Consider the following 24,551-nt stretch of genomic DNA (forward strand, 5'->3'; position numbering starts at 1 on the left):
CTGACGGACCGTCATGTTAGGCCGCGCGAGGGGAGATGCACAGAGACGGGACGGGGCGGGGCGGGGCGGATGCCAGGCGGACGCGGGGCGGGGAAAGGTCGCCCTCCCCCGCACCAGCTATCTGATGTACCGTCAGATTCATGACTCCGGGGAAGCGCAAGGCCGCCGTGGTGGGTGTCGCCCTCTCCGGCTGCGGCCGGGTGGACGACGCGACCCCCTACACCCTGCACGCGCAGGCCGCCCGCCGGGCGCTCGCGGACGCGGGCCTGGACCGGGCGCGGGTCGACGGCTTCGCCTCGGCCGGGCTCGGCACACTCCCCCCGGCCGAGGTCGCCGAGTATCTCGGGCTGCGGCCCGCGTGGGTCGACTCGACCGCCGTCGGCGGCTCCACCTGGGAGGTCATGGCGGCGCACGCGGCCGACGCGATCGCGGCCGGCCACGCGCGCGCCGTCCTCCTCGTGTACGGGTCGACGGCGCGCGCGGACATCAAGGCGGGCCGCCGCACCGGCGACCTCTCCTTCGGCGCCCGGGGCCCCCTCCAGTTCGAGGTCCCCTACGGGCACACGCTCATCGCCAAGTACGCGATGGCCGCGCGCCGCCACATGCACCAGTACGGCACGACGCTCGAACAGCTCGCCTCCGTCGCCGTCCAGGCCCGCGCGAACGCGGCCCTGAACCCGGAGGCGATGTTCCGCGCCCCGATCACGGTCGACGACGTCCTGTCCGGCCCGATGATCGCCGACCCCTTCACCAAGCTGCACTGCTGCCTGCGTTCCGACGGCGGCGCGGCGGTGCTGCTGGTGGCCGAGGAGTACGTACGGGACTGCCGTACGGCCCCGGTGTGGATCCTCGGCACCGGGGAGCACGTCTCCCACACGACGATGTCCGAGTGGGCCGACTTCACGGTGTCCCCCGCGGCGGTCAGCGGGCGCCTCGCCTTCGAGCGGGCGGGGGTGCGGCCGGACGAGATCGACGTGGCCGAGGTCTACGACGCCTTCACCTACATGACGCTCGTGACGCTGGAGGACCTGGGCTTCTGCGCGAAGGGCGAGGGAGGGGCGTTCGTGGACGCGGGGAAGGGACGGCTGCTGGTGGGCGGGGAGCTGCCGGTGAACACCGACGGAGGTGGCCTGTCGGCTCAGCATCCCGGGATGCGGGGGCTGTTCCTGCTGGTCGAGGCGGTCCGGCAGCTACGCGGGGAGGCGGACGGACACCAGGTACGACTCGCGGACGGCGAACCGCCCCGGCTGGCCGTGGCGTCCGGCACCGGGGGCTGGTTCTGCTCGTCCGGGACGGTGGTGCTGGGGCGGTAGGGCCGCGACGCCCGGCTCAGCGGACGGTGCGGAGGAAGGCGGTCCAGGTGGTGGGGGTGACGGCGAGGGTGGGGGCCGCGTCTGCCGGGTTCTTGGAGTCGCGGATGTGGATGGCGGTGGGGGTGGTGGCTATTTCGAGACAGGCCTCGCCCTCGTTGTTGCTGTAACTGGACTTGAACCAGGTCAGTTCCGTCGTGTTCACAGTCGTCCCGCCTTCCTCTCGATGAGCTCCGCGGACTCCTCGGGATTGAACGCCTGGGCTCGCAACATCCCGAAGAGGTCAAACAGATCGCTCACCTGCTCCGACTTGTGGATCAACCTACCGCCGCCCTGGGCCTCGGCGTACACGAGATTGCGCCCCTCGTGGGTACTCATCAGTTGCATCGGCCCGACCAGCCCCGCATGCACCCGCCGCACAGTCGGCATCACCTGGATCGTCAGATGCTTCATCGTCCGGTTGCACTCCAGCATGTGCAGCAACTGCTCCCTCAGTACCTCCTGGTCACCGAGCGGCCGCTCCAGTACGGCCTCCTCGATCACATAGCTCACATAGGGCGGCGGATTGTGTGCCAGCACCGCCTGCCGTTCGAGTCGAGCCTCAACATGCTTCTCAATCTCTTCCTCGGTGTACGCCGGTCGTCGCACTTCGTACAGAGCCCGCACGTAGGCCTCCGTCTGAAGCAGCCCAGGAATCAGCATGGTCTCGTACCCACTGATCACACGCGCCTGACGTTCCAGCCGCACCCAATCCACGAAGGCAGGCGGATACTTCTCCTCCTCCATCATCTCGACGCACGCGATGAGCGCCCCCCGCGCATCAAGTGCCTTGTCCACGTCCCTCAAGAAATCGATCGTCGGAATCCGCTCGGCCCGCTCGTACGCCCCGAAACACGACTCGGACACGTGCACCAGGTCGGCGGCGTCCTTCTGCGTCAGCCCCAGCCGCCCCCGGTGAATCCGCAGCAACTCCCCCACCAGCCTGCGCCCCATGGACACCCCACCACTCGCCCCCACGACAACCACCGTCCTCCCCACAACCGGCAATGTGGACCGTGTTCACCTGGTCACGCTACGCAACCGCCGTCACGCTCATAGTCATGACGAACGAACTCACCCCGAATTGGGTCCCCAAGTCAGGTCTTCAACTACGTCTCGCCGGGGTCCACTTCGACGCCGTCCGTGTCTGCGGCGTCCGCGGGGAGGCCGTGCTGCACCACCTCACCGGACTGACCGACGGACGCCCCGGACCCGTCGTACGGGAGATGAGCGGCTGCCGGTGGACGTACTTCCTGCTGGCCCCCGGGGAGAGCGTGGAGCACGACTGGCCGCCGGGAGCCCGCCGCTTCACCCGGTCCGGGCAGGACGAGTACATCGGGGTCCCCGCGCCGGAGGGCAACACCTACCCGCTCGGCTGGGGCGCCGGCGCACCGGAGGCCGGGGAGTTCGTCGACGCCGAACTGCTGCACGGGGTGCTGATGGCGCAGCTCTGCCGTGCCCCCGAGTGATACTCGGGGCATGGGAACGGATCTTCACGAACTGCTGAGGTCGCTGCGGGTGTGGGACGTCGAGCTGCCGGACTTCGACCCGGCAGCCGCGCCCGCCGCACCCCTGGCCCTGTTCACGGAGTGGCTCGCGCAGGCGGTGGCGGCGGGTCAGACGGAGCCGCACACGATGTCGCTGGCGACGGTGGACGAGGACGGTCTGCCGGACGTCCGGATCGTGATGCTGCACGGCGCGGACCCGGACGGATGGGCCTTCGCGAGCCACACCACCAGCCGCAAGGGACGGCAGCTCGCCGCCCGTCCGTACGCGGCGATCGAGTTCTACTGGCCCGCCCAGGGCCGTCAGATCCGGCTTCGCGGACCGGTCACGGCCGCACCGCCGGAGGAGGGGCAGGCGGACCTGCACGCCCGCTCGACGGGAGCGCTGGCCGCCGCGCTGGTCGGCAGGCAGAGTGATGTCCTCGGCTCGGCCGAGGAGCTGGCGCTCGCCTCGGACGCCGCCTGGGAGCGCGCGGGGCGGGAGCCGGACGCGACGGCGCCGACCTGGACCCTCTACCGCCTCCAGCCGGAGGAGGTGGAGTTCTTCCAGGGAGACGCGCGGCGCCGCCACGTACGGCTCGTCTACCGCCGTGCGGGGCCGGACTGGCACACGGAGCTGCTGTGGCCCTGAGGGCTGAGGACGCGGGCCGCGCCCTCGAGGGAGCGCGGGGAACTGCGCGACAGCCCCACCCACCCGCACCCGCGGGACGAAGAACGGGGAACCCCCGCCACCGTCAGGCGGACACTCCAGCGGGACGCGACGCGTCCTTGAAGTCGTACACGTCGAAGTCGGCCACCGGCCGGTAGCCGATCCGCTGGTAGAGGCCGTTGCTGGTGGGGTTGGAGAGGTCGGTGAAGAGCAGGACGTCGTCCACGCCGGAGGCCAGCGCGGCCCGGCCGACCTCGACGGTGGCGGCCCCCGCGTACCCCCGGCCACGGAAGGGGGCGGGGGTGTAGACGGGCCCGACACGCACCTGTCCGGCGACCCGGGGGGTCGCGCCGGCCATCGCGACCGGGGTGCCGTCCGGCGCCTCCCAGAGGGTGATGCCGCCGTGGGCGATCCGCGCGGCGGCCCAGTCGTCGGGGTCACGCGCGGTCCGCTCACCGATCGCTTCGGCGAACTCGCCGCACCACCGGGCGAGCAGCCCCCGGTCGCCGTCCGCGGCGACCCGCGGCCGGCCGGGCGGCACGGGCCCCGGCACGGCCGGTGTGTCCAGCCGGTACAGGCGGTCGTGGCGGTACAGCGGGGCGCTCACACCCGCGCGGCGCCGCTGCCAGGCCTCGGCGAAGACCGCGGCGGTGGCCCGGTCGGCGGTGACGCCCGGCAGGTCGTGTCCCAGGTCCGCCAGGCGCGCGGCGAGGGAGTCTGCGTCCTCCTCGGACAGGGGCGTCACGTTCAGCCGGTGGGGCGGCGTGCGGAAGAAGGCCGCGCGCACGTCCCCGCCGCGCTCCAGCAGGCCGAGCACAGGCGCCTCCGCCCCGAACGTGCTCGGACCCCGGGTGCGCAGGGCGTGGGTCACCGTCAGCGGCACGGTGTGCAGAGCGGGCCGCGAACGGAGGAAGTCCCCCGCGCGCGCGAGGAAGGCGTCCACGTCGTGGGTGACCGCCCAGGTGTGAGGCTCACGAGGCATGCCGCCATGATTCCCTCCACGCCCGGCCGCCGCCTCCGGTTTTCCCGGACGGCGACCGGCCGGGAAACGGGACGGGCTCAGGAACGGAACCTCACGGGGCGCCGCGGCTAGGCCACGTACGTGTCCGGGTCCGGGTCCGGGTCCGGGTCCGGGTCCGCCGGCACCGGCACCGGGTCGGTCGCGACCCGCGCGTGCAGATGGACGTCCCGGAACGCGTCGAGCCGCCCGGCTTCGAACATCGCGCCCCTGAGCGTCCCCTCGTAACGGAACCCGCACCGCTCGGCGACCCGGCAGGAGGCCTCATGGCCGAGGGCGTGGCCCAGCTCCAGGCGGTGCAGACGGATCGCGCCGAAGGCGAAGCGGGAGGCCAGGGCGAGGGCGCGGGTGGCGACCCGGTGGCCGCGGGCCTCCGGCAGAACCCAGTAGCCGATGCGGGCGACGCGCATGACGTGGTCGATCTCGTTGATGCCGATGTGCCCCAGTGCCGTACCGCCCGACCCGTCCATGACGCAGAAGGAGACGCCTGTACCGTCGGCGGCGCTCTCGGTGCGTGAGCGGAGCGACTCGCGGGCGCTGTCGATGTCCCGGACGGGCCGGAGCGGGGTGTTCCAGCGCTGGAACTCCGGGTCGGACACACCGCGCAGCCAGGCCGCGACATCGACGTCGGAATCCGCGTCCCAGGGCCGCAGCAGCAGACCCTGGCCGCGCAGCTCGGGGAAGGGCTCGGCGGGGGACCTCACGTGGAAACCGGACACCCATTCATTGAAACGCGTCGGCGGCCCGAGCTCACACCCGGGGCGCTCGGGGCCCGTGGGGGTGCGCGGGCGGAGGGGCGGCGGGACGGGGACGGAAGACGGGCGTCCCTTCGCGGAACGCCACTTCCAGGTCCATGCCGATCCGCAGCGCACCCTGCGGGCACTCCACCACCTCGGTCATCATCCGCGGCCCCTCCGCGAGGTCGACGACGGCGGCGACGTACGGCACGCGGTCGCCGAACGGCGGGAGGTCGTTGCGGTGCACGACGGACCACGTGTAGAGCGTGGCGCGGCCACTCGCGGGCCGCCAGCGCACGTCCTCGCTCCAGCAGTGCGGGCAGAACTCGCGGGGGTAGTGGTGCGCCCGCCCGCAGGCGTCGCAGTGGCGCAGCAGCAGCCGCCCCGTCGCGGCCGCGTCCCAGTACGGCCGGGTGAAGGCGTCGGCCTCGGGCACGTCGAACCGGGCGCTCACCGGAAGAGCCCGATCGCGTCGTCCAGCGACCACGTCTGCCAGGACATCCCGAACAGGGCGACGGCCGAGATCAGCGCCATCATCGCGTTCTGCCCCTGCTCGGCCCAGTCGTGGATCATGAGCGTGAAGTACAGGACGTTGAGCAGCAGTCCCCCCGCGAGGGCTACCGGGGTCAGGAGGCCGGCCACCAGGCCGAGCCCGAGGGCCAGTTCGGCGTGGACGACGACGTACGCCATCACCTTCGGGCGCGGCGCCACGACCCTCTCGAAGCCTGAACGCACCGCGCTCCACCGGTGCTTGGCGGCCACGTCCGCGGCCCACGCGATCCCGGTCCCCCGCTCGAACCAGGCCGCCCTGTCCTTGTGCCGCCAGCTCTCCAGCCACCACAGTCCGAGCCCGATCCGCAGCACGGCCAGCCATTGCGCCCCGTCGAGCCAGATCGTGTCCATGGCCGAACCTCCTGCCGCCGCCGGTATCTGACGGTACGTCAGTTCAGCGTACGCGGGATGTCCGCGCAAGAGGCGTACACCGACCCCGCCTCCACGTCCGGAACACAACCGAGTGACCTACGCCACCAGCCGCACCCACTCCTCCTACAGCCGTGATCAGTTCGCAACCGATTCCGGGCTTGACCGAGACCTATCAATTGACGACGTGATTACGCTCGCGCTCATGGCCGACTCGACTGCTTCCTCCACACTCCGCCCGGTACCGTCCCACGAGGACCGACCCGTGTACGTGATCGGCGGCGGTCCCGGCGGCCTCGCGGCGGCGTACGCGTTGCGCGCCCGGGGCGTACGGGCCGTCGTGCTGGAGAAGTCCGACCGGGTCGGTGCCTCCTGGCGGCGCCACTACGACCGGCTGCACCTGCACACGACGCGGCGGCTGTCCGCTCTCCCGGGGCTCGCGATGCCCCGCGCGTTCGGGCGCTGGGTCTCGCGCGACAACGTGGTGCGCTACCTGGAGAAGTACGCCGAGCACCACCAGTTGGAGATCGTCACGGGCGTCGAGGTCTCCCGCGTCGAACGCGTCGGTGACTCCTGGCTGCTGCACGCCACCGGCGGCCGCGAACTGACCGGCAGCGCGGTCGTCGTCGCCACCGGCCACAACCACACGCCCCGCGTACCGGACTGGCCCGGCCACGACGCCTACAGCGGCGAACTCCTGCACGCCGGCGAGTACCGCAACCCGGCGCCCTACGCCGGACGGGACGTCCTCGTCGTCGGCGTCGGGAACACGGGCGCCGAGATCGCCGTGGACCTGGTCGAGGGCGGCGCCGGGCGGGTGCGGCTCGCGGTGCGCACCGCCCCGCACATCGTGCGGCGCTCCACGGCCGGCTGGACCGCCCAGTTCACCGGCATCCTCGTACGACGGCTGCCGGTGCGCCTCGTCGACTCCCTCGCCGGGCCGATGGCCAGGATGAGCGTCCCGGACCTGTCGGCGCAGGGGCTGCCGCGACCCGACACCGGCCTCTACTCGCGCGTCAACGAGGGCTCGATCCCGGTCCAGGACGTCGGCCTCGTCGATGCCGTGCGCAAGGGGCGGGTCGAGATCGTCGCGGCGGTGGAGGGCTTCGAGGATGGCAAGGTCGTCCTCGCCGACGGAACACGGATCGGCCCCGACGCGGTGATCGCCGCGACCGGGTACGAGCGCGCGCTGGAGGGCTTGGTCGGACACCTCGGCGTGCTGGACGAGCGCGGCCGCCCGGTCGTGCACGGCGGACGCTCCCCGAAGAACGCGCCCGGCCTGTACTTCACCGGTTTCACCAACCCCATCAGCGGCATGTTCCGCGAACTCGCCCTGGACGCCCGGAAGATAGCGAAGGCCGTGGCCCGCGTCACGGGACGGACCCGCACCACGGACTGAGCCGAACCCGCCGGACGTGCGGCGGCCCGGGCGTGCGGCGGCCAGGACGTAAGCCGGGCTGGGCCGAGCCGGGCGCCGGCCGAACCGGGCGCCACCTGGGCTGAGCCGAGCGGGGTGCCGGCCGAGCCGGGCGCCGGCTGGGCTAACCGGGCCAGGTGCTGGCCAAGCCGGGCGCGAGCCGAGCCAGGCGGAGCGCGAGCCGGGCCGGCCCGCACGAGGACAACCCCGGGCACGAGCGCGACCGGGCACCCGCAGGGACCGGACACGAGCGGGACCGGACACACGCCCGGCCGTGCACCCGCAGGGAGTGGGCGGTGACGTGACGCCGGAAGCCGATGACGGGTTCCGCTCCGCGTGCCGCGGGTACGAACCGGGTGCCCGTCGTGCCCGTCCACGCCCCCACCGCCCGTCTGCCGCACACCCGCCACACACCCGCCCGAGCGGCCGTCCGGACACTCGCCCACGCACCCACGGGCACGGGACCCTCACCGCACGTACGCGCGGCTTTGCTTGCACGACTGTTCCTGACAGGCCGTCAGTTAAGTAATCTGACACAGCGTCAGTTAAACAGCTGTCACACAGGAGCGGGCGGACCGATGCTTGGATCAACCCACGGCACCCTCACCACCGACTCCCGCCGGGCCCGGGTCATCGCCTGCGGCGAGCAGCTCTCACCCGTCGTGCACGGCCGGCCGGCCGATGTCGACGACCTCGACGTCAGCGGACGCCCGCTGTACGCCGACGTACCCGACCTGGACCGCCTCTTCCGCCCCGAGTCGGTGGCCGTCGTCGGCGCCTCGGACACCGAGGGACGGCCGAACACCGGCATCACCCGGCAGCTGATGTCCTGGGCCGAGCGGGTCGGGGCCCGGCTGCACCCGGTGCACCCCACCCGCAGGTCCGTCTTCGGCCTGCGCTGTTTCCCTTCCGTCGGGGACCTGCCCGAACAGGTCGACCTGGCCGTGCTCCTGGTCGGCGACCCGCTCGCCGTGATCGGTGAACTGAGCGAGGCCAAGGTGAAGTTCGCCGTCGCCTTCGCCTCCGGGTTCGCCGAGACCGGCGCCGAGGGCGCGGCCGCGCAGACCCGGCTCGCCGCCGCCGTCTCCCGCTCCGGCCTGCGGCTGCTGGGCCCCAACACCAACCTCAACGCCTTCGAGCGGTTCCGCGACGACCTCGAAGGGCCCGCGGTCGCCCTCATCACCCAGTCCGGCCACCAGGGGCGCCCGGTCTTCGCGATGCAGGAACTGGGCGTACGGCTCTCCCACTGGGCGCCCACCGGCAACGAGGCCGACCTGGAGACCGCCGACTTCATCTCCTACTTCTCCGAGCGGCCCGAGATCGGCGCCATCGCCTGCTACGTCGAGGGGCTCAAGGACGGCCGCTCCTTCCTGCTCGCCGCCGACCGCGCCGCCCGGCGCGGGGTACCCGTCGTCGCCGTCAAGGTCGGCCGCACCGAGGCCGGGGCCCGCACCGCCGCCTCCCACACCGGAAAACTGACCGGTGCCGACACGGTGGTGGACGCGGCGATGCGGCAGTACGGCGTGATCCGCGTCGACGGGCTCGACGAACTCCAGGACACCGCGGCGCTGCTGGCCCGCGCCCGCGCCCCGCTGGCCGACGGGGTCGCCGTCTATTCGATCTCCGGCGGCACGGGGGCGCACTTCTCGGACCTGGCGACGGCGGCGGGGCTGCGCCTGCCGGACCTCTCGGCCGCCAAGCAGGCCGAGCTGCACCAGTGGATACCGGATTACCTGAGCGTGGCCAACCCCGTCGACAACGGCGGACACCCGGTCGGCGACTGGCGCGGCCGGAAGATCATCGACGCGATCCTCGCCGATCCGGCGGTCGGGGTGCTGATCTGCCCGATCACCGGCCCCTTCCCGCCGATGAGCGACAAGCTCGCGCAGGACCTGGTGGACGCGGCGGAGCGGACGGACAAGCTGGTGTGCGTGGTGTGGGGGTCGCCGGTCGGCACCGAGGCCGCCTACCGCGAGACGCTGCTCGGGTCGGCGCGGGTCGCCACCTTCCGTACGTTCGCCAACTGCATCACCGCCGTGCGGGCCTATCTGGAGCACCACCGGTTCGCCGCCGCGTACCGCTCGCCCTTCGACGAGGCGCCCCGCACCCCTTCGCCCTCCTTCCGCAAGGCGCAGGCGCTGATGCGGCCGGGTCAGCAGCTGAGCGAGCACGCGGCGAAACAGCTGCTGCGCGCGTACGGGATCCGGGTGCCGCGCGAGCAGTTGGTGACCAGCGCGGCGGCGGCCGTGCGCGCGGCCGGGCTGGTGGGCTACCCGGTGGTCATGAAGGCCTCCGGCGCGCAGATCGCCCACAAGACCGAACTCGGCCTGGTGAAGATCGGGCTGACCTCCGCGAGCCAGGTCAGGGACGCCTACCGCGAACTGACCGACATCGCGCGCTACGAGGGGATCTCGCTGGACGGGGTGCTGGTGTGCCAGATGGTCGAGCGGGGCGTCGAGATGGTCGTGGGGGTCACGCACGACCGGCTGTTCGGGCCGACCGTGACCGTCGGGCTCGGCGGTGTCCTCGTCGAGGTACTGCGGGACACGGCCGTCCGCGTGCCGCCCTTCGGTGAGGACCAGGCCCGGAGGATGCTCCGCGAGCTGCGCGGCCGGGCGCTCCTGGACGGCGTGCGCGGGGCGCCGCCGGTGGATGTGGACGCGCTCGTCGAGGTCGTCCTGCGCGTCCAGCGGATGGCGCTGGAGCTCGGTGACGACATCGCCGAGCTCGACGTCAACCCGCTGATGGTGCTGCCCAGAGGGCAGGGGGCGGTGGCGCTCGACGCGCTGGTGGTGTGCCGCTGAACCGCCGCGCCACCCGCCGCCGACCACGACTCGTACGAACCGGAGCACCCCCATGCCCGACTCCCCTCGCGAACCGTCCGATTCCGTTCAATCCACTCAAAAGTCCCTCGACTCATTGATACGTCACGCCACTGACAACGCCGTCTCGTGGATCACCCTCGACCGCCCCGAGACCATGAACGCCCTCACCTGGGACCAGCGTGAACGCGTGATCGCGCTGCTCGCGTCGGCGTCCGCGGATCCGGACGTGCGGGCCGTGGTGATCACCGCGACGGGCCGCGGCTTCTGCGCGGGCGCGGACCTGAGGGGGGCGCCCGCGGCCGGTGAGCGGATCCCCGGCGACGTCGCCCGCACCCTCCGTCTCGGCGCCCAGCGGCTCGTCGCGGCGGTCCTCGACTGCGAGAAGCCGGTGATCGCGGCGGTCAACGGCACCGCGGCCGGCCTCGGCGTCCATCTCGCCCTCGCCTGCGACCTCGTACTCGCCGCCGAACCGGCCAGGTTCATCGAGGTGTTCGTACGCCGCGGGCTGGTTCCCGACGGCGGCGGGGCGTATCTGCTGCCGCGTCTCATCGGGCCGCAGCGCGCGAAGGAGCTGATGTTCTTCGGCGACGCGCTCACCGCCAGGGACGCCGAACGGCTCGGCCTCGTCAACCGCGTCGTCCCGCCCGAGGACCTGGAGAAGACCGCACGCAAGTGGGCCGAACGCCTGGCCGCCGGGCCGACCCGCGCCCTGGCCCTCACCAAGCAACTGGTCAACGCCTCCCTCGACACCGATCGCAGCACCGCCTTCGCCGCGGAGGCGGCCGCCCAGGAGATCAACATGACGACGGCGGACGCGAAGGAAGGCGTGGCGAGCTTCGTGGAGCGGCGGCAGGCGCGGTACCGGGGGCGGTGAGAGGTACCTGACGCCGACGGTCCGCACGGCGGGGATGCCGGCCCGTTCCCGGCGGCCAACCCTTCCTATCTGACGTAGCGTCAGGTTCAATGGTGAGGTGATGGGACACGCAGGAATGGCGGCAGCGGCCGTGCGCTATCTCCGGTCGGCCGGGGCTCCCGCCGTCGCGGGCCCGGTCGAGACGCTGCCGCGGCCGGAGTTGCGCGCCGTCGGTGAGGACGAGCGGGCGCCGGTCGATCACGGCGAGTTCCGGCGGGTGCTGGGGAACTTCGCGACGGGCGTGACCGTCATCACCGCACCGGAGGGGCCCGGGGAGCCGGCGGGGGCGGGGCCGGCCGGCTTCGCCTGCCAGTCCTTCTCCTCCCTCTCCCTCGACCCGCCACTGGTCTGTTTCATGGTCGGCCGTACCTCGACGACCTGGCCGCGCATCGCCCGCGCGGGCGTCTTCTGCGTGAACGTACTGGGCGCGCACCAGGGCGACCTGTGCCGTGGGTTCGCGGTGAGCGGGGCCGACAAGTTCGCGGGCGTCCGGTACGACGCGGCACCCGTCTCCGGGGCGCCCCGCCTCGCGGGGACCGCGGCCTGGATCGACTGCACGATCCACGCGGTGCACACGGGCGGGGACCATCTCATCGTGGTGGGACGGGTGGACGCGCTCGGCGCGGGGGACGACGACGGAGGCCGGGGCGACGGCGCGGGCGTCGCGCCGCTGCTGTTCCACCGGGGGCGCTTCGCCTAGGGCGCTTCCGACATCGCCCATGGGGGCGTGGTGCGCCGTTCATGGGTCTCAGGCATGGCTCTCAGGGGTGGACCCTGACTCGGCGTCAGGGGTGGATCAGGGTGGGCCGGGGGGCTTCCCGGTGGCTGCCCGGGGGGTGCGGCGGCAGGCTGAACGGCATGGAGATCACCGCTGAGAAGCGCCCCTCGGCCGTCCGTCGCGGGGCCGCCGGGCTCGCCGTCGCCGCCGCCCTCGCCACCACGATCACCGCCGCGGCGGGCTCCCCCGCCGTCGCCGCCACCCCGACCGTCGCCACCACCGCGGACGCCGCACCCGTCGCCACCGCCCACGTCGCCACCGTCGCCACCACGGCCAAGGACGCCGGCACCGCTCCACCCGTCGTCCCGTTCGACTTCCGTGACTGCCCGGACATCCCGGCCGACGTCGACGCGGCCCGCTGGAAGTGCGAAGTCCTCACCGCCACCGGGTCGTTGACTCTCGACAACAGGAGCATTCCCGAGCTGGCGCCGATGACCATCACCCACGCCGAGGGCCCGCTGCCGGACGGCGGGGACGGGCAGGTCTGGGGCGCGATGCGCAGCACCTCGACCACCGTCCCCGGCGGCCTCCTCGGCACCGGGCCGGCCGGTCACGGCCCCCTGCTGCCGCTGGCCCTGCGTCCCGAGTACGGCGGCAGGTCCGACTTCTACTCCACCGGGAACAGCCTGGGCCTGTTCACCCTGCGCTTCCGCGTCCTGAGCCCCCTGCTGCCGCACGGGTGCGTCATAGGCGGCGACGCCCCCGTCGAACTCCGTCTGCGGCGCGCGGGCGACTCCGAGTGGGTGTCCCAGGACCCGCCGGTCATCAGGTTCGACGCGTACGACGACACCTTCACCGCCCCGGCCGCCGTCGGCTGCGGCCCGCTGGGCCGGCTCGTCGACGACCGGCTCGGCCTGCCGGGAGCGACCGGGAACGCGATCAAGCTGTCCGCGCGGTACACCTTCAAGACGTACGACCGGCTTCCGGCGCGCTGACCTCAGACGGCCGGCCGCACGGACAGCACGGGAGCGACCGGCCGCCGCCGGATGACCAGCGCCATCATCGCCGCCACCGCGCACAGCGCGCCCGAGGCGATCCACACCATGTCGTACGAACCGAACGCGTCCCGCGCGACACCGCCGAGGAAGGCGACGAGGGCGGCGCCGATCTGGTGGGAGGCGAGCACCCAGCCGAAGACGATGGCGCTGTCCTCGCCGTACTGCTCACGGCACAGGGCCAGGGTGGGCGGGACCGTGGCGACCCAGTCGAGGCCGTAGAAGACGATGAAGAAGATCATCGGGGGATGCACGGTCGAGGACATGAGCATGGGGAGGAAGAGGAGCGAGATCCCGCGCAGCGCGTAGTAGACCGCGAGCAGCCGGCGTGGTTCGAAGCGGTCGGTGAACCAGCCGGAGGCGATCGTGCCGACCACGTCGAAGACCCCGATGACCGCGAGCAGTGAGGCCGCCGCCGTGATCGGCATCCCGTGGTCGTGGGCCGCGGGCACGAAGTGCGTCTGGATCAGGCCGTTCGTCGAGGCGCCACAGATCGCGAAGGTGCCGGCCAGCAGCCAGAACGGGCCGGTGCGGACCGCGGAGAGGAGGACGGTCACGGCACGCCGGGCCGCGCCCTGCACCGGCGCGGGCTTCGGCACGAACTCGGACGCCCCGTAGGGCTTCAGGCCGACGTCGGCCGGGTGGTCTCGCAGCAGCAGCCAGACGAAGGGGACGACGGCGAGCGCCGCGAGGGCGACCGTCACCGCGGCCGGGCGCCAGTCGTGCTCCGTGACGATCCAGGAGAGCACCGGCAGGAAGATCAGCTGGCCGGAGGCCGAGGCCGCCGTCAGGATGCCGGTCACCAGGCCCTTGCGTGCCGTGAACCAGCGGTTGGTGACCGTCGCCGCGAAGGCCAGGGCCATCGAGCCGGAGCCCAGTCCGACCAGCAGGCCCCAGCAGAGCAGCAGTTGCCAGGCCGCCGTCATCCACACGGTCAGCCCGGAGCCGAGCGCGATCACCATCAGGGCGACCGCGACCACGCGCCGGATGCCGAAGCGGTCCATCAGCGCGGCCGCGAAGGGCGCCGTCAGTCCGTACAGCGCGAGGTTGATCGACACCGCCGCGCCGATCGTGCCGCGCGACCAGTGGAACTCCTGGTGCAGGGGGTCGATCAGCAGACCGGGCAGCGAGCGGAAGGCCGCGGCGCCGACGATCGTCACGAAGGTGACGGCGGCGACGAACCAGGCACGGTGGATCCGGGTGCGGCCGGGGGCGGAGGACAGCTGAGCGGCGTCCACGGCGTCGGTTGTCTGGGTCACATCAGAGAGCTTCGGGGATGCGGCCTTCCCGAACGAGTGGCCGGGGGGACATCATTCGCTAGGATCGGGCCATGGGTCCTCAGGGTACGTTCCGCCGGCACCGCGTCGTCGTGCTCGCTCTCGACGGGCTGCTGCCCTTCGAACTCGGTATCCCGCAGCGCATCTTCGGCAAGTCGCGGGATGCCGAGGGGCGATCCCTGTACGAGGTCGTCACCTGCTCGGTCCGGCCGCCGGGCCCCGTCGCCACCGACGCCGACTTCGCCGTCCTCGTCGCGAACGGGCCGGAGGCACTCGCCACCGCCGACACCGTCGTCGTCCCCGCCTCCTACGAACTCGGCCCGGTCCACGAGCAGGGCGTCCTGACCCCCGAGCTGGCCGCCGCCCTCGCCCACATCCGCCCCGGCACCCGGCTCGTCTCCATCTGCACCGGTGGATACGTCCTCGCCGCCGCCGGATACCTCGACGGCCGCCCCGCCACCACCCACTGGTCCCACGCCGAGCACTTCCAGCGGCTCTTCCCCAGGATCAAGGTCGACGCCGACGTACTCTTCGTCGACGACGGGAACGTCCTCACCTCCGCGGGCGTCGCCGCCGGAATCGACCTGTGCCTCCATATCGTCCGCCGTGACCACGGGACGGCCGTCGCCAACGACGTGGCCCGCCGGACCGTCGTACCACCGCACCGCGACGGCGGTCAGGCGCAGTACGTCCTGCGGCCCGTCCCCGAGCCGCAGGCGGCCACCACGACCGCGGCCCGTGCCTGGGCGCTCGACCGCCTCGGCGAGCCGATCCAACTGCGCGACATGGCCGGACAGGAGTCCATGTCCGTGCGCACCTTCACGCGCCGTTTCCGCGAGGAGGTCGGCGTCAGCCCCGGGCAGTGGCTCACCCGGCAACGCGTCGAACGGGCCCGGCATCTGCTGGAGTCCAGCGATCTGTCCGTCGACCAGGTGGCGCGGGACGCCGGCTTCGGCACCGCCCAGTCGATGCGGCAGCACCTGCAGGCGGTCCTCGGGGTCACCCCCACTGCGTACCGCCGTACCTTCCGCTCCGCGGGCCGGGAGGCCGAAGCCGGGCCGGACGACGGCGCCCGAAGCGGTGGCACACGGCTCGGCGCCGCGCGGGCGGGCGCCGTCGCCTGAGCGGAGCGGTCCCCGGTGGATTTCCCCGGCCTGTGGACAACCGCCTCCGTACCTCCCTAGTGCCGCGGCACCAGGTCGTGTTGCGAAAGTCCCGCCTGCCCTCCGGGCGGACGACGGGACTTTCGCAACACGCCCTAGAACGTCAGCACCGCCCGTGCCACCCGCCCCTCGTGGGCGTCCTGGGCCGCTTTGTCGAAGTCCTCGACCGGGTAGGTCCGGGTGACCAGTTCGTCGAGGAGCAGACGGCCCTCGCGGTAGAGGTCCGCGTAGAGGGCGATGTCGCGCTGGGGGCGGGACGAACCGTAGCGGCAGCCGAGGATCGACTTGTCCAGGTACATCGCGGAGACGAGGAAGGACGCCTCGGCGGTGGCGGGCGGTACGCCGAGGAGGACCGCCTGGCCGTGGCGGTCCAGCAGGTCGATCGCCCGCCGGATGAGTTCGACCCGGCCGACGCACTCGAAGGCGTGGTCCGCGCCCGTGGGGAGGATCTCCCCGACGGCCTCGGTGGAGGTGAGGAAGTGGGTCGCGCCGAACCGGCGGGCCACCGTCTCCTTGGCCGGATTGGAGTCGACCGCGACGATCCGCAGGGCGCCCGCGATCCGGGCCCCCTGGATCACGTTGAGCCCGATGCCGCCCGTGCCGATCACCAGGACGCTCTCGCCGTGGTCCACCCGCGCGCGGTTCAGGACGGCACCCACCCCCGTCACCACCCCGCAGCCGATCAGGGCGGCGGACGGCAGCGGGATGTCCTTCGGGATCCGGACGGCCTGGACCGCCTTCACCACCGTCCGTTCCGCGAAGGCCGAGTTGGAGGCGAACTGGTACAGCGGCCGCCCGCCCCGCGCGAACGGCTGCCGCGGCATGCCGATCGCCTCGCGGCACATCGTCGGCCGCCCCCGGTCGCACTCCGCGCACGCGCCGCAGTTGGCGAGGGTGGACAGAGCGACATGGTCTCCGGGCCGGACATGGGTGACACCCGCCCCCACCGACTCGACGACCCCGGCACCCTCGTGGCCCAGCACCACGGGAACGGGGAAGGGGATGGTCCCGTCCACCACGGAGAGGTCGCTGTGGCAGAGCCCGGCCGCGGAGACGGCGACCCGCACCTCGCCGAATCCCGGCTCCCGTACCTCCAGGTCGTCCACGACCTGGGTCTGTTTACCGTCGAAGATCACGCCTCGCATCGCACCGGCTCCCCTCTCGTCCCCGGGGCTATCCCCTGGGTTCCTTCGGCAGACCGAGCACGCGCTCGGCGATGATCGTGCGCTGGATCTCGTCCGAGCCGCCGTAGATGGTGTCGGCCCGGCTGAACAGGAACAGGTGCTGGAGCGGGTCGAGTTCGTACGGTGACGCGGCCGACCAGTCCGCCGGGCCGGTCGCAGCCTCCGCTCCCCTCACCTGTACCGCGAGTTCACCGAGCCGCTGGTGCCAGCCGCCCCACAGCAGCTTGGCGACGCTCGGCGCGCCCACGTCGCCCGAACCGCCCAGCGTCCGCAGGGCGTTCCAGCGCATCGTGCGCAGCTCCGCCCACAGGCGCACCAGGCGGTCGCGGACGACCGGATCGTCGGCCGCGCCCGTCGCGACGGCCGTCTCGATCACGCGTCGCAGCTCCGCCGCGAAGCCGACCTGCTGGGCGAGCGTCGAGACGCCGCGCTCGTGTCCGAGCAGGCTCATGGCGACCCGCCAGCCGTTGCCCTCGCCGCCGACGACGTGCTCGGCCCGCGCCCGCGCTCCGTCGAAGAAGACCTCGTTGAACTCGCTGGTGCCGGTGAGCTGGCGGATCGGCCGCACCTCGACGCGGCCCGGCTGGTCCATCGGGACGAGGAGCAGGGACAGGCCGCGGTGACGCGGGGCGTCCGGCCGGGTCCGGGCCAGGACGAAGCACCAGTCCGCCTCGTGGGCGAGCGAGGTCCAGATCTTCTGGCCGCTGACGCGGTACGTCCCCGACGGCGCGGAGCCCTCTTCCCGTACGGCCGTCGTCCTGATGCCCGCGAGGTCCGAGCCCGCGCCGGGCTCGCTGTAGCCCTGGCACCAGAGTTCCTCACCGCGGGCGATCGGAGGGAGGAAGCGGGCCTTCTGCTCCGCCGTCCCATGGCCGATGAGGGTGGGAGCGAGAAGCTTCTCGCCGATGTGGCCCGAGCGGGCGGGAGCCTTCGAACGGGCGTACTCCTCGGCCCAGACGACCTGCTGGGTCAGGCTCGCACGCCGGTTCCCGTATCCGGCCTCGGGCCATCCGAGGCCGATCCAGCCGTCCCGTCCGAGCTCCCGTTCCCAGTCCCGGCGGCCCGGCTCACCCGTGTGGTGCGCCGCCAGCCAGTCCCGCGCCGTACGCCGGAAGACCTCGTCCTCGGCATCGAATCCGAACTCCACGCGTCGTCCTCCCACTCGGCCGGCACCACGGGCACCCTCACGCGTTCGGCCGCGACTTCTCCGCCGCCGCCCGCGCCATCGCCTCCACCCGCTCCAGCAGCGGCATCGGATCCACCCCCACCGTGCCCGGCAGGAAGTCCGCGATCCGCTCCGGGGTCCAGGCGCCCTCCGCGTACCCGGCCCGCAGTTCCCGCGGCTGCGCCCACACCGCGATCTTCGGTCCGGCGATCGTGTACACCTGCCCGGTGATCCGTTCCTGCCGGGCGCGGTCCGACAGCAGGTAGACCACCAGCGCGGCGACGTCCTCCGGTTCGCCGATCTCCGTCAGTTCCATGGGGACGTTGGCCGACATGCGGGTGCGGGCGACCGGTGCGACCGCGTTCGCCGTCACCCCGTACTTGTGCAGGCCGAGTGCCGCGCTGCGGACCAGCGAGATGATCCCGCCCTTGGCCGCGCTGTAGTTGGCCTGCGCCACGGAGCCCTGGTGATTGCCGCTGGTGAAGCCGATCAGCGTTCCCGAGCCCTGGGTGCGCATGACGGCCGAGGCCGCCCGGAAGACGGTGAACGTGCCCTTCAGATGGGTGGCCACGACCGGGTCCCACTCCTGCTCGGACATGTTGAACAGCATCCGCTCGCGCAGGATCCCGGCCACGCACACGACTCCGTCGATCCGCCCGTACGCCGTGAGCGCCGCGTCGACGACGTGCTGCCCGCCCGCCATCGTGGAGATGTCGTCGGCCACCGCGACGGCTTCCCCGCCCGCCGCCTCGATCTCCTTGACCACGGCCTCGGCGACCGAACTCGCCGGCTCGGCGCCCTCGACCGAGACCCCGTAGTCGTTGACGACGACGCGCGCCCCTTCACCGGCCGCGGCGAGCGCGACGGCGCGGCCGATGCCGCGACCCGCTCCCGTCACGGCGACGACCTGGCCCGCCAAGAAGTTCCCCACGTCCGGCCCCTTCCCGCAGTTTCTGACGGTCCGTTAGATTCAACTCGGATTCTACGACCCGTCAGATACCCGGAGACAAGCCCTCGGGGAGGACTCATGTCACTGCCGACGCTGCACCCGGCCTTCCACGAGATCGCGAAGCGCGTGAACAACTGGGGGCGTTGGGGTGCCGACGACGAGATCGGGACCCTGAACCTCATCACCGACGAGGTGGTGCGCCGGGCCGCGGCGGGCGTCCGCTCGGGCCGCCGCATCCCCCTCGCGCTCCCCCTCCAGCAGGACGGGGTGCAGACCGGAATGATCCCCGGGCGGGTCAATCCGCTGCACGTCATGGTGCAGATCAACCAGGAGATCTTCGGCCCCGGCACCGTCGCGTGCAGCGACGACGCCGTGACTCTGGGCCTTCAGGCCGCGACCCACTGGGACGCGCTGACCCACGTCTCGCACTCGGGGAAGCTCTACAACGGCCGTCCGGCCGACACGATCACCCCGCACGGTGGCGCCGCGTTCGGCGGCATCGACAAGCCCCGGCACATCGTCTCGCGGGGCGTCCTGCTGGACGTCGCCCGCGCCCGGGGCGTCGACCGCCTCGACGGCGGGCACGCCGTGACCCCCGAGGATCTGGACGCGGCCGAGGAACTGGCCGGCACCCGGGTGCGGGCGGGGGACATCGTGCTCGTACGGACCGGTCAGATCCAGGTCTATCTGGCGGGCGACAAGCACGGGTACGGGTATCCGTCACCCGGCCTCTCCGTCCGTACACCGGAGTGGTTCCACGCGCACGAGGTCGCGGCCGTCGCGAACGACACCCTCACGTTCGAGATCTTCCCTCCCGAGATCGAGGACCTCTGGCTGCCCGTGCACGCGCTCGACCTGATCGAGATGGGGATGCTGCAGGGCCAGAACTGGAATCTCGAAGAGTTGTCCACAGCCTGTGGACAAGAAGGGCGCTATTCCTTCCTGCTGTCGGCGATGCCCGAGCCCTTCGTCGGCGGCACGGGCACGCCGGTCGCCCCCGTCGCCCTGCTGTAGAGGGCACGGGGATGCACGGGAAAAGCCGGGAAAGAGCGACGGAAAGCAGCAGAAGGAGTCGACTGGCGGCGCGCCACTGCTCGCCCCGAGCACGGCAACGCGCGCCGCCATCCGGCTCCGGCGCACCCACCCTGCCCCACAAGACCCCTTGGGAGCCGACGCCGAATCGCGATCCGCACTCGCCAAGGGCTCCCGTCACCGGAACCCTCGCCGTCCCCTCGCCGCGCATCGCTACCCATAAGCGTGATCAAACGGACACGTCACGTCAACACCCGTTCGGGGGATTATCACTTATGCGCCCTTTGTGTCGGCGCGCAGAGAAGCACAGCCCGGCGCATTGGGCACGGCCCGCTGCCGGCGGCCCGGGTTTCCTGCATACATGCACGAACCGTGTACGCGTCAGACGGCTTCGTAGGCCTCGTAGGCGAAGCCCTGGTAGGTCACGTACGCGGCCGAGGCCCTCGCCGCCGTCGTACAGCGGTCCACCTCGCACCAGATGCTCTTGCCGACGCCCTCGGGGTTCCAGCCCCAGCGATCCGCGAGTCCGTCGACCAGCTCCAGGCCGCGGCCGTTGGTCTCGTCACCCTCCGCGTGCCGGGGCCGCGGGGGGCAGTCACTGGAGTCGGCCACCTCAAGGCGGACCGTGCCCAGCGACTCACCGGGGACGCCCGGCAGGGAGAGCCGCAGCACGGCCGGACACCCGGTGTGCACCACGGCGTTGGTGACGAGTTCGGAGACGAGCAGGATCAGCGTCTCGGCGAGCGGCTCATCGGCCTCTATGCCTGATCCGGCGAGCCTCGACCGGGCCCATCTCCGGGCTCGCCCCACCTCCGCGGGGTCGGGCCGGATCTCCAGCTGCACTTGAAGCACCTGCACCGCTCACACCATCCGAACCGGCGGACACATCGCCTCGCGCCTCACCAGGGCCACGATCGTGGCCATGGCCTGCATGACCAGAACCAGGATCACAGAACGTGATTCCCTTGAGAGACAGCATGGTTGACGTACAGTCACCCCAACAAGCGCTTCGGGCATATTCCAGCGCGAAGGAGTACGCGTGCGGGATACTGTGCGACGCTCGCCACGGGGAGTCGAACAGGCGGTCACGGGGTCCCGGACCGCCTCGCGAACGGCGAGCATCGCCGGATCCGGCGCGGCCTCAGGGGCAACACCGGGATGGCTCAGTCTCGGAACCACTCGCATCCCACACAAGGTACCGGAGCCCGGCGCCGACTCCAGGCCGTGACAAGTCACGCGTAGGACACAACCCGGTATCAACGCTCTGTGATGCCTATATGCCACGATCAGTGACATCCGGCGCGACTCGTCCCGCAGCCCCCCTGGACAGAGCCTCATCGGCCCGCTCCGGCCACCAGATCGCGCGCCAGCAACTCCTCACTCACCGTAGCCGAACCGCCTCGCCGGGTCCGCACCCATGCCCGCTTGAGATAGAGGTGGACGTCGGACTCCCAGGTGAAGCCCATACCGCCGTGCACCTGGAGGCAGTCGCGGGCGCCGCGCACGGCGGCGTCGTCGGCGAGCAGCCGGGCCGCCGCGATGTCCATGGGGTCGGCGGTCACGGCGGCCGCGTAGACCGCTGCCCGGGCCAGCTCCACCCGCACCAGCATCCGCGCGCACAGGTGCTTGACCGCCTGGAAGGCTCCGATCGGCTGCCCGAACTGCTGGCGGGTCCGGGCGTGTTGCACCGCCCTCTCACAGGTCCGGGCGGCGTTGCCGAGCTGTTCGGCGGCGGTGAGGAGGGTGGCGAGGTGATCCGGGGGGCGAGGGGGCCCGGTGGGGCCGGTGTCACCCACGGGGCCCGCATGGGCGGTGGGATCGGTGGGGAAGGTCCCGGGGACCCGGTGCAGCGGTGTCAGCGGGTCCACCGAGGTGAGCGGGACGGCACCGGCGGCGCCGTCCCCGGCCGGGCCCCCGGCGCCGTCCCGTACGGCGTCGGACTCGTCCAGCCACTCCACGAGGCCGCCGTACACGGCGGTGACCACCGTCTCGCCGGTCGCCGCCCCGGCCACCTCGCCGGCCGCGAGATGCGTCGCGACCAGGGGGCCCGGGAGCAGCACCCGGCCCGCCTCCTCGAACGCCAGTACCGCCTCGGGCAGCCCGAGTCCGACACCGCCGTCCGCCTCCGGCAGCCGGAGCGAGAAGAAGCCCGCCTCGCCCAGCTCCCGCCACAGTGCCCGGTCGAGGCCCCGGCCGCCGCGGGCCACCGCCGTCCGCAGCGCCTCCGGCCCGAAACGGCCCGCCAGCAGGGCCCGTACGCCGTCCCGCAAGGCGCGTTGGTCCTCGGTGAGTTGGAAGTCCACGGAGTGAGTTCACCGCCCTTTCGGCAGACCCAGGATGCGTTCGGCCACGATGTTGCGCTGGATCTGCGACGTGCCGGCCGCGATGGTGTACGACAGGGACGTGAGGCGGTCGCGGGTCCACTCCTGCTCCAGGTCCAGCGCCTCCGGGCCGAGGACCTCGGCGGCGGCGTCGTACAGCTCCTGGCGCGCGTGCGAGTACCGCAGCTTGAAGACCGAGCCGCCGACGCCCGGCACGCCCCCCGTCCGCTCCGCCTCGCTCACGTTCCACTGGGTGAGCCGCCACAGCGCGCGGAACTCGGCGTTGAGCCGGCCCAGCCACCGCCGCAGCGCCGGATCGTCCCAGCGGCCGTTGCCGCGCGCCGCGTGGGCGAGCTCGCCCAGGACCCGCCGGCACGCCACGACCTCGCCGACGAAGGCGGTACCGCGTTCGTACGACAACGTCACCATCGTCACGCGCCAGCCGTCGTTCTCGGCGCCGACGCGGTGGGCGACCGGTATCCGCACCTCGTCGAGGAAGACCTCCGCGAACTCGGCCGACCCCGCGAGCGTGCGCAGCGGGCGGACGGTGATCCCGGGGGCGTCCATGGACATCGCGAGCCAGGAGATGCCGCGGTGCCTGGGCGCGTCCGGGTCGGTGCGCACCAGCAGCTCGCACCAGTCGGCGACCTCCGCGTGGGACGTCCAGATCTTGGACCCGCTCACCACGTAGTCGTCGCCGTCCCGCCACGCGCGCGTGCGCAGCGCCGCGAGGTCCGAGCCCGCGTCCGGCTCGCTGAACCCCTGGCACCAGACCTCCTCACCGCGCAGCACGGGCGGCAGCCAGCGGGCCCGCTGCTCGGTGGTCCCTTCGGCCGCGATGGTCGGCCCGGCGTGCAGCAGCCCGACGAAATTGGCCCCTACGTAGGGGGCGCCCGCCTTCTCCGTCTCCTCCAGGTAGATGAGGTGCTGGACCGGCGTGGCTCCCCGGCCCCCGGCGTCGAGGGGCCAGTGCAGTCCGGCGTACCCGGCGTCGTACAGCGTCCGCTGCCACCCGAGGTCGTACGCGCGCCGGCCGGGCCAGTCGCCCAGGGAGGGTTTCGGGGGCAGCGCCGGGAGCGTCTTGGCGAGCCACTCGCGCAGCCGGGCCCGGAACTCCTCCTCCTCGGCGGTGTACGTGAGGTCCACGGGCCGGCTACCTGTCGAGGTCGAGGTCCAGCATGCGGATCGCGTTGCCGCGCATCAGCTTGTGGACCGTCTCGTCGTCGAGGCCCTTCACATGGTCGAGGGCGACCTCCTTGGTGTGCGGGAAGGTCGAGTCGACGTGCGGGTAGTCGGTCTCGAAGGTGGCGTTGTCGCGGCCGACGACGTCCAGGGACGCGACGCCGTGCTTGTCGCGGAAGAAGCAGCAGAAGATCTGGCGGTAGTAGTACGTCGACGGGGGCTCCGGGACGAGGTCCTTGACGCCGCCCCAGGCGCGGTGCTCCTCCCAGACGTCGTCGGCGCGCTCCAGGGCGTACGGGATCCAGCCCATCTGGCCTTCGGAGTACGCGAGTTTGAGGCGCGGGAACTTCACCAGGACGCCGCTGAAGAGGAAGTCCATCATCGAGGCCATCGCGTTGTTGAAGGACAGCGACGCCTGGACGGCGGGCGGCGCGTCCGGGGAGGCGGCGGGCATCTGGCTGCTGCTCCCGATGTGCATGTTCACGACCGTGCCGGTCTCCTGGCAGACCGCGAAGAACGGGTCCCAGTGGCCGGAGTGGATGGAGGGCAGGCCGAGGTGGGTGGGGATCTCGGAGAAGGTCACCGCCCGCACGCCGCGCTCCGCGTTGCGCCGGATCTCCGCGACGGCCAGGTCGATGTCCCACAGCGGGATGAGGCAGAGCGGGATCAGCCGGCCGCCGCTGTCACCGCACCACTCCTCGACCATCCAGTCGTTGTAGGCGCGCACGCAGGCCAGGGCCACCTCCTTGTCGTGCGCCTCGGCGAAGGTCTGGCCGCAGAAGCGCGGAAAGGTCGGGAAGCAGAGGCTGGCCTCGACGTGGTTGAGGTCCATGTCCCTGAGGCGCTCGGCGGGGTCCCAGCAGCCGCGCCGCATCTCCGCGCGGGTGATGCCCTCCAGGGTCATCTCGTCGCGGTCGAAGCCGACGGCGGCGATGTTGCGCTTGTACGGGAACTTGAGGTCCTCGTAGATCCACCAGTCGGTGGGCGGCCCGTCCGGGTCCATCGTGATCCGGTACTTGCCGGCGACGTAGGCGAGCTCGCCGATGCCGGCCGTGAGGGGCTTGGGCCCGCGGTCCCGGTACTTCGCGGGCAGCCAGGTCTCGAAGAGGTGCGCGGGCTCGATCACGTGGTCGTCGACGCTGACGATCCGCGGCAGTTCCGTCATGAGTGG

Annotated in this window: 24 protein-coding genes; 10 read left to right on the plus strand and 14 right to left on the minus strand. The window is 72.3% G+C overall.

Translation table 11 applies throughout. The features are described from left to right. Window positions 1-140 precede the first annotated feature (140 nt). Entirely contained in the window at window positions 141-1,313 is a 1,173-nt protein-coding gene (locus tag OHB41_RS21550; protein WP_266699863.1) for a thiolase C-terminal domain-containing protein, read from the plus strand. Window positions 1,314-1,329: 16 nt separating this feature from the next. Here OHB41_RS21550 and OHB41_RS21555 read toward each other — a convergent pair whose 3' ends face one another. Further along, complete coding sequence (locus tag OHB41_RS21555) at window positions 1,330-1,515, minus strand: DUF397 domain-containing protein (protein ID WP_266699864.1); 186 nt, start codon at window positions 1,513-1,515, stop codon at window positions 1,330-1,332. Continuing rightward, window positions 1,512-2,303 (minus strand): helix-turn-helix domain-containing protein, encoded by a 792-nt coding sequence (locus OHB41_RS21560; protein ID WP_266699865.1) that lies wholly within the window; start codon window positions 2,301-2,303, stop codon window positions 1,512-1,514. Before OHB41_RS21560 ends, OHB41_RS21555 begins: the two co-directional genes overlap by 4 nt. 107 nt (window positions 2,304-2,410) lie before the next feature. Here OHB41_RS21560 and OHB41_RS21565 point away from each other — a divergent pair, with 107 nt between their 5' ends. Both OHB41_RS21565 and OHB41_RS21570 read left to right on the plus strand, forming a co-directional pair. Then, window positions 2,411-2,818 carry a hypothetical protein gene (locus OHB41_RS21565; RefSeq protein ID WP_266699866.1) on the plus strand — a complete coding sequence of 136 codons (408 nt, stop codon included), beginning with the start codon at window positions 2,411-2,413 and terminating at the stop codon, window positions 2,816-2,818. A gap of 10 nt (window positions 2,819-2,828) precedes the next feature. Next, window positions 2,829-3,485: a pyridoxine/pyridoxamine 5'-phosphate oxidase gene (locus OHB41_RS21570; protein ID WP_266699867.1), complete on the plus strand. Its 657-nt coding sequence runs from the start codon at window positions 2,829-2,831 to the stop codon at window positions 3,483-3,485. Between the two features lie 103 nt (window positions 3,486-3,588). Here OHB41_RS21570 and OHB41_RS21575 read toward each other — a convergent pair whose 3' ends face one another. The 4 genes from OHB41_RS21575 to OHB41_RS21590 all read right to left on the minus strand — a co-directional run bounded on the left by OHB41_RS21575 (window position 3,589) and on the right by OHB41_RS21590 (window position 6,161). After that, window positions 3,589-4,485: a GNAT family N-acetyltransferase gene (locus tag OHB41_RS21575; RefSeq protein ID WP_266699868.1), complete on the minus strand. Its 897-nt coding sequence runs from the start codon at window positions 4,483-4,485 to the stop codon at window positions 3,589-3,591. A 107-nt stretch (window positions 4,486-4,592) separates the two neighbouring features. Beyond that, window positions 4,593-5,225, minus strand: coding sequence for a GNAT family N-acetyltransferase (locus OHB41_RS21580; protein ID WP_266699869.1), 633 nt, complete (start codon window positions 5,223-5,225; stop codon window positions 4,593-4,595). A gap of 46 nt (window positions 5,226-5,271) precedes the next feature. Then, the gene (locus tag OHB41_RS21585) at window positions 5,272-5,712 is read right to left on the minus strand and encodes a Zn-ribbon domain-containing OB-fold protein (RefSeq protein WP_266699870.1); all 441 of its coding nucleotides are present in this window, start codon (window positions 5,710-5,712) and stop codon (window positions 5,272-5,274) included. Next, a complete protein-coding gene (locus OHB41_RS21590) occupies window positions 5,709-6,161 on the minus strand; it encodes a DoxX family protein (RefSeq protein WP_266699871.1) in 453 nt (150 codons plus the stop codon). The genes OHB41_RS21585 and OHB41_RS21590 overlap by 4 nt, the downstream gene beginning before the upstream one ends. Before the next feature lie 223 nt (window positions 6,162-6,384). On the opposite strand from OHB41_RS21590, the gene OHB41_RS21595 reads away from it, so the two are divergent. From OHB41_RS21595 to OHB41_RS21615, 5 genes are all read left to right on the plus strand, one after another. After that, window positions 6,385-7,578 carry a flavin-containing monooxygenase gene (locus tag OHB41_RS21595; RefSeq protein WP_266699872.1) on the plus strand — a complete coding sequence of 398 codons (1,194 nt, stop codon included), beginning with the start codon at window positions 6,385-6,387 and terminating at the stop codon, window positions 7,576-7,578. A gap of 596 nt (window positions 7,579-8,174) precedes the next feature. Continuing rightward, window positions 8,175-10,400 (plus strand): acetate--CoA ligase family protein, encoded by a 2,226-nt coding sequence (locus OHB41_RS21600; RefSeq protein WP_266699873.1) that lies wholly within the window; start codon window positions 8,175-8,177, stop codon window positions 10,398-10,400. A 52-nt stretch (window positions 10,401-10,452) separates the two neighbouring features. After that, on the plus strand, window positions 10,453-11,295 hold the full coding sequence (locus tag OHB41_RS21605) for an enoyl-CoA hydratase/isomerase family protein (protein WP_266699874.1): 843 nt from the start codon (window positions 10,453-10,455) through the stop codon (window positions 11,293-11,295). Between the two features lie 100 nt (window positions 11,296-11,395). Then, window positions 11,396-12,034: a flavin reductase family protein gene (locus OHB41_RS21610; RefSeq protein ID WP_266699875.1), complete on the plus strand. Its 639-nt coding sequence runs from the start codon at window positions 11,396-11,398 to the stop codon at window positions 12,032-12,034. Between the two features lie 158 nt (window positions 12,035-12,192). Then, window positions 12,193-13,047, plus strand: coding sequence for a hypothetical protein (locus OHB41_RS21615; RefSeq protein ID WP_266699876.1), 855 nt, complete (start codon window positions 12,193-12,195; stop codon window positions 13,045-13,047). A gap of 2 nt (window positions 13,048-13,049) precedes the next feature. Here the strand turns inward: OHB41_RS21615 and OHB41_RS21620 are convergent, their stop codons facing one another. After that, window positions 13,050-14,366, minus strand: coding sequence for an MFS transporter (locus OHB41_RS21620; protein WP_266699877.1), 1,317 nt, complete (start codon window positions 14,364-14,366; stop codon window positions 13,050-13,052). A gap of 71 nt (window positions 14,367-14,437) precedes the next feature. Here OHB41_RS21620 and OHB41_RS21625 point away from each other — a divergent pair, with 71 nt between their 5' ends. Then, on the plus strand, window positions 14,438-15,508 hold the full coding sequence (locus OHB41_RS21625) for a GlxA family transcriptional regulator (RefSeq protein ID WP_266699878.1): 1,071 nt from the start codon (window positions 14,438-14,440) through the stop codon (window positions 15,506-15,508). 134 nt (window positions 15,509-15,642) lie between these two features. Here OHB41_RS21625 and OHB41_RS21630 read toward each other — a convergent pair whose 3' ends face one another. From OHB41_RS21630 to OHB41_RS21640, 3 genes are read right to left on the minus strand one after another with little or no spacing between them, the layout of a single operon-like run. After that, a complete protein-coding gene (locus OHB41_RS21630) occupies window positions 15,643-16,692 on the minus strand; it encodes a Zn-dependent alcohol dehydrogenase (RefSeq protein ID WP_266699879.1) in 1,050 nt (349 codons plus the stop codon). A gap of 28 nt (window positions 16,693-16,720) precedes the next feature. After that, entirely contained in the window at window positions 16,721-17,878 is a 1,158-nt protein-coding gene (locus OHB41_RS21635) for an acyl-CoA dehydrogenase family protein (RefSeq protein ID WP_266699880.1), read from the minus strand. A gap of 37 nt (window positions 17,879-17,915) precedes the next feature. Beyond that, window positions 17,916-18,827: an SDR family NAD(P)-dependent oxidoreductase gene (locus tag OHB41_RS21640; RefSeq protein WP_266699881.1), complete on the minus strand. Its 912-nt coding sequence runs from the start codon at window positions 18,825-18,827 to the stop codon at window positions 17,916-17,918. Window positions 18,828-18,923: 96 nt separating this feature from the next. Between OHB41_RS21640 and OHB41_RS21645 the strand changes: the two genes are divergently transcribed. Next, complete coding sequence (locus OHB41_RS21645; RefSeq protein WP_266699882.1) at window positions 18,924-19,859, plus strand: cyclase family protein; 936 nt, start codon at window positions 18,924-18,926, stop codon at window positions 19,857-19,859. Between the two features lie 399 nt (window positions 19,860-20,258). Here the strand turns inward: OHB41_RS21645 and OHB41_RS21650 are convergent, their stop codons facing one another. The 4 genes from OHB41_RS21650 to OHB41_RS21665 form a co-directional block, all read right to left on the minus strand. Then, window positions 20,259-20,735, minus strand: coding sequence for an ATP-binding protein (locus OHB41_RS21650; protein ID WP_266699883.1), 477 nt, complete (start codon window positions 20,733-20,735; stop codon window positions 20,259-20,261). Between the two features lie 476 nt (window positions 20,736-21,211). Continuing rightward, entirely contained in the window at window positions 21,212-22,180 is a 969-nt protein-coding gene (locus OHB41_RS21655; protein ID WP_266699884.1) for an acyl-CoA dehydrogenase family protein, read from the minus strand. 9 nt (window positions 22,181-22,189) lie between these two features. Next, window positions 22,190-23,344, minus strand: a complete 1,155-nt coding sequence (locus tag OHB41_RS21660) for an acyl-CoA dehydrogenase (protein ID WP_266699885.1) — start codon at window positions 23,342-23,344, stop codon at window positions 22,190-22,192. Window positions 23,345-23,351: 7 nt separating this feature from the next. After that, a complete protein-coding gene (locus tag OHB41_RS21665; protein ID WP_266699886.1) occupies window positions 23,352-24,545 on the minus strand; it encodes an amidohydrolase family protein in 1,194 nt (397 codons plus the stop codon). Window positions 24,546-24,551 lie beyond the last annotated feature (6 nt).

Origin of the sequence: Streptomyces sp. NBC_01571 (assembly GCF_026339875.1) — a bacterium.
Taxonomy (GTDB): domain Bacteria; phylum Actinomycetota; class Actinomycetes; order Streptomycetales; family Streptomycetaceae; genus Streptomyces.

Excerpts from the sequence above, each read along its gene's own strand:
- OHB41_RS21550 (WP_266699863.1), top strand. The coding sequence starts at position 141 with ATGACTCCGGGGAAGCGCAAGGCCGCCGTGGTGGGTGTCGCCCTCTCC.
- OHB41_RS21560 (WP_266699865.1), bottom strand. The coding sequence starts at position 2,303 with ATGGGGCGCAGGCTGGTGGGGGAGTTGCTGCGGATTCACCGGGGGCGG.
- OHB41_RS21565 (WP_266699866.1), top strand. The coding sequence starts at position 2,411 with ATGACGAACGAACTCACCCCGAATTGGGTCCCCAAGTCAGGTCTTCAA.
- OHB41_RS21570 (WP_266699867.1), top strand. The coding sequence starts at position 2,829 with ATGGGAACGGATCTTCACGAACTGCTGAGGTCGCTGCGGGTGTGGGAC.
- OHB41_RS21575 (WP_266699868.1), bottom strand. The coding sequence starts at position 4,485 with ATGCCTCGTGAGCCTCACACCTGGGCGGTCACCCACGACGTGGACGCC.
- OHB41_RS21590 (WP_266699871.1), bottom strand. The coding sequence starts at position 6,161 with ATGGACACGATCTGGCTCGACGGGGCGCAATGGCTGGCCGTGCTGCGG.
- OHB41_RS21595 (WP_266699872.1), top strand. The coding sequence starts at position 6,385 with ATGGCCGACTCGACTGCTTCCTCCACACTCCGCCCGGTACCGTCCCAC.
- OHB41_RS21600 (WP_266699873.1), top strand. The coding sequence starts at position 8,175 with ATGCTTGGATCAACCCACGGCACCCTCACCACCGACTCCCGCCGGGCC.
- OHB41_RS21605 (WP_266699874.1), top strand. The coding sequence starts at position 10,453 with ATGCCCGACTCCCCTCGCGAACCGTCCGATTCCGTTCAATCCACTCAA.
- OHB41_RS21610 (WP_266699875.1), top strand. The coding sequence starts at position 11,396 with ATGGGACACGCAGGAATGGCGGCAGCGGCCGTGCGCTATCTCCGGTCG.
- OHB41_RS21615 (WP_266699876.1), top strand. The coding sequence starts at position 12,193 with ATGGAGATCACCGCTGAGAAGCGCCCCTCGGCCGTCCGTCGCGGGGCC.
- OHB41_RS21625 (WP_266699878.1), top strand. The coding sequence starts at position 14,438 with ATGGGTCCTCAGGGTACGTTCCGCCGGCACCGCGTCGTCGTGCTCGCT.
- OHB41_RS21630 (WP_266699879.1), bottom strand. The coding sequence starts at position 16,692 with ATGCGAGGCGTGATCTTCGACGGTAAACAGACCCAGGTCGTGGACGAC.
- OHB41_RS21645 (WP_266699882.1), top strand. The coding sequence starts at position 18,924 with ATGTCACTGCCGACGCTGCACCCGGCCTTCCACGAGATCGCGAAGCGC.
- OHB41_RS21665 (WP_266699886.1), bottom strand. The coding sequence starts at position 24,545 with ATGACGGAACTGCCGCGGATCGTCAGCGTCGACGACCACGTGATCGAG.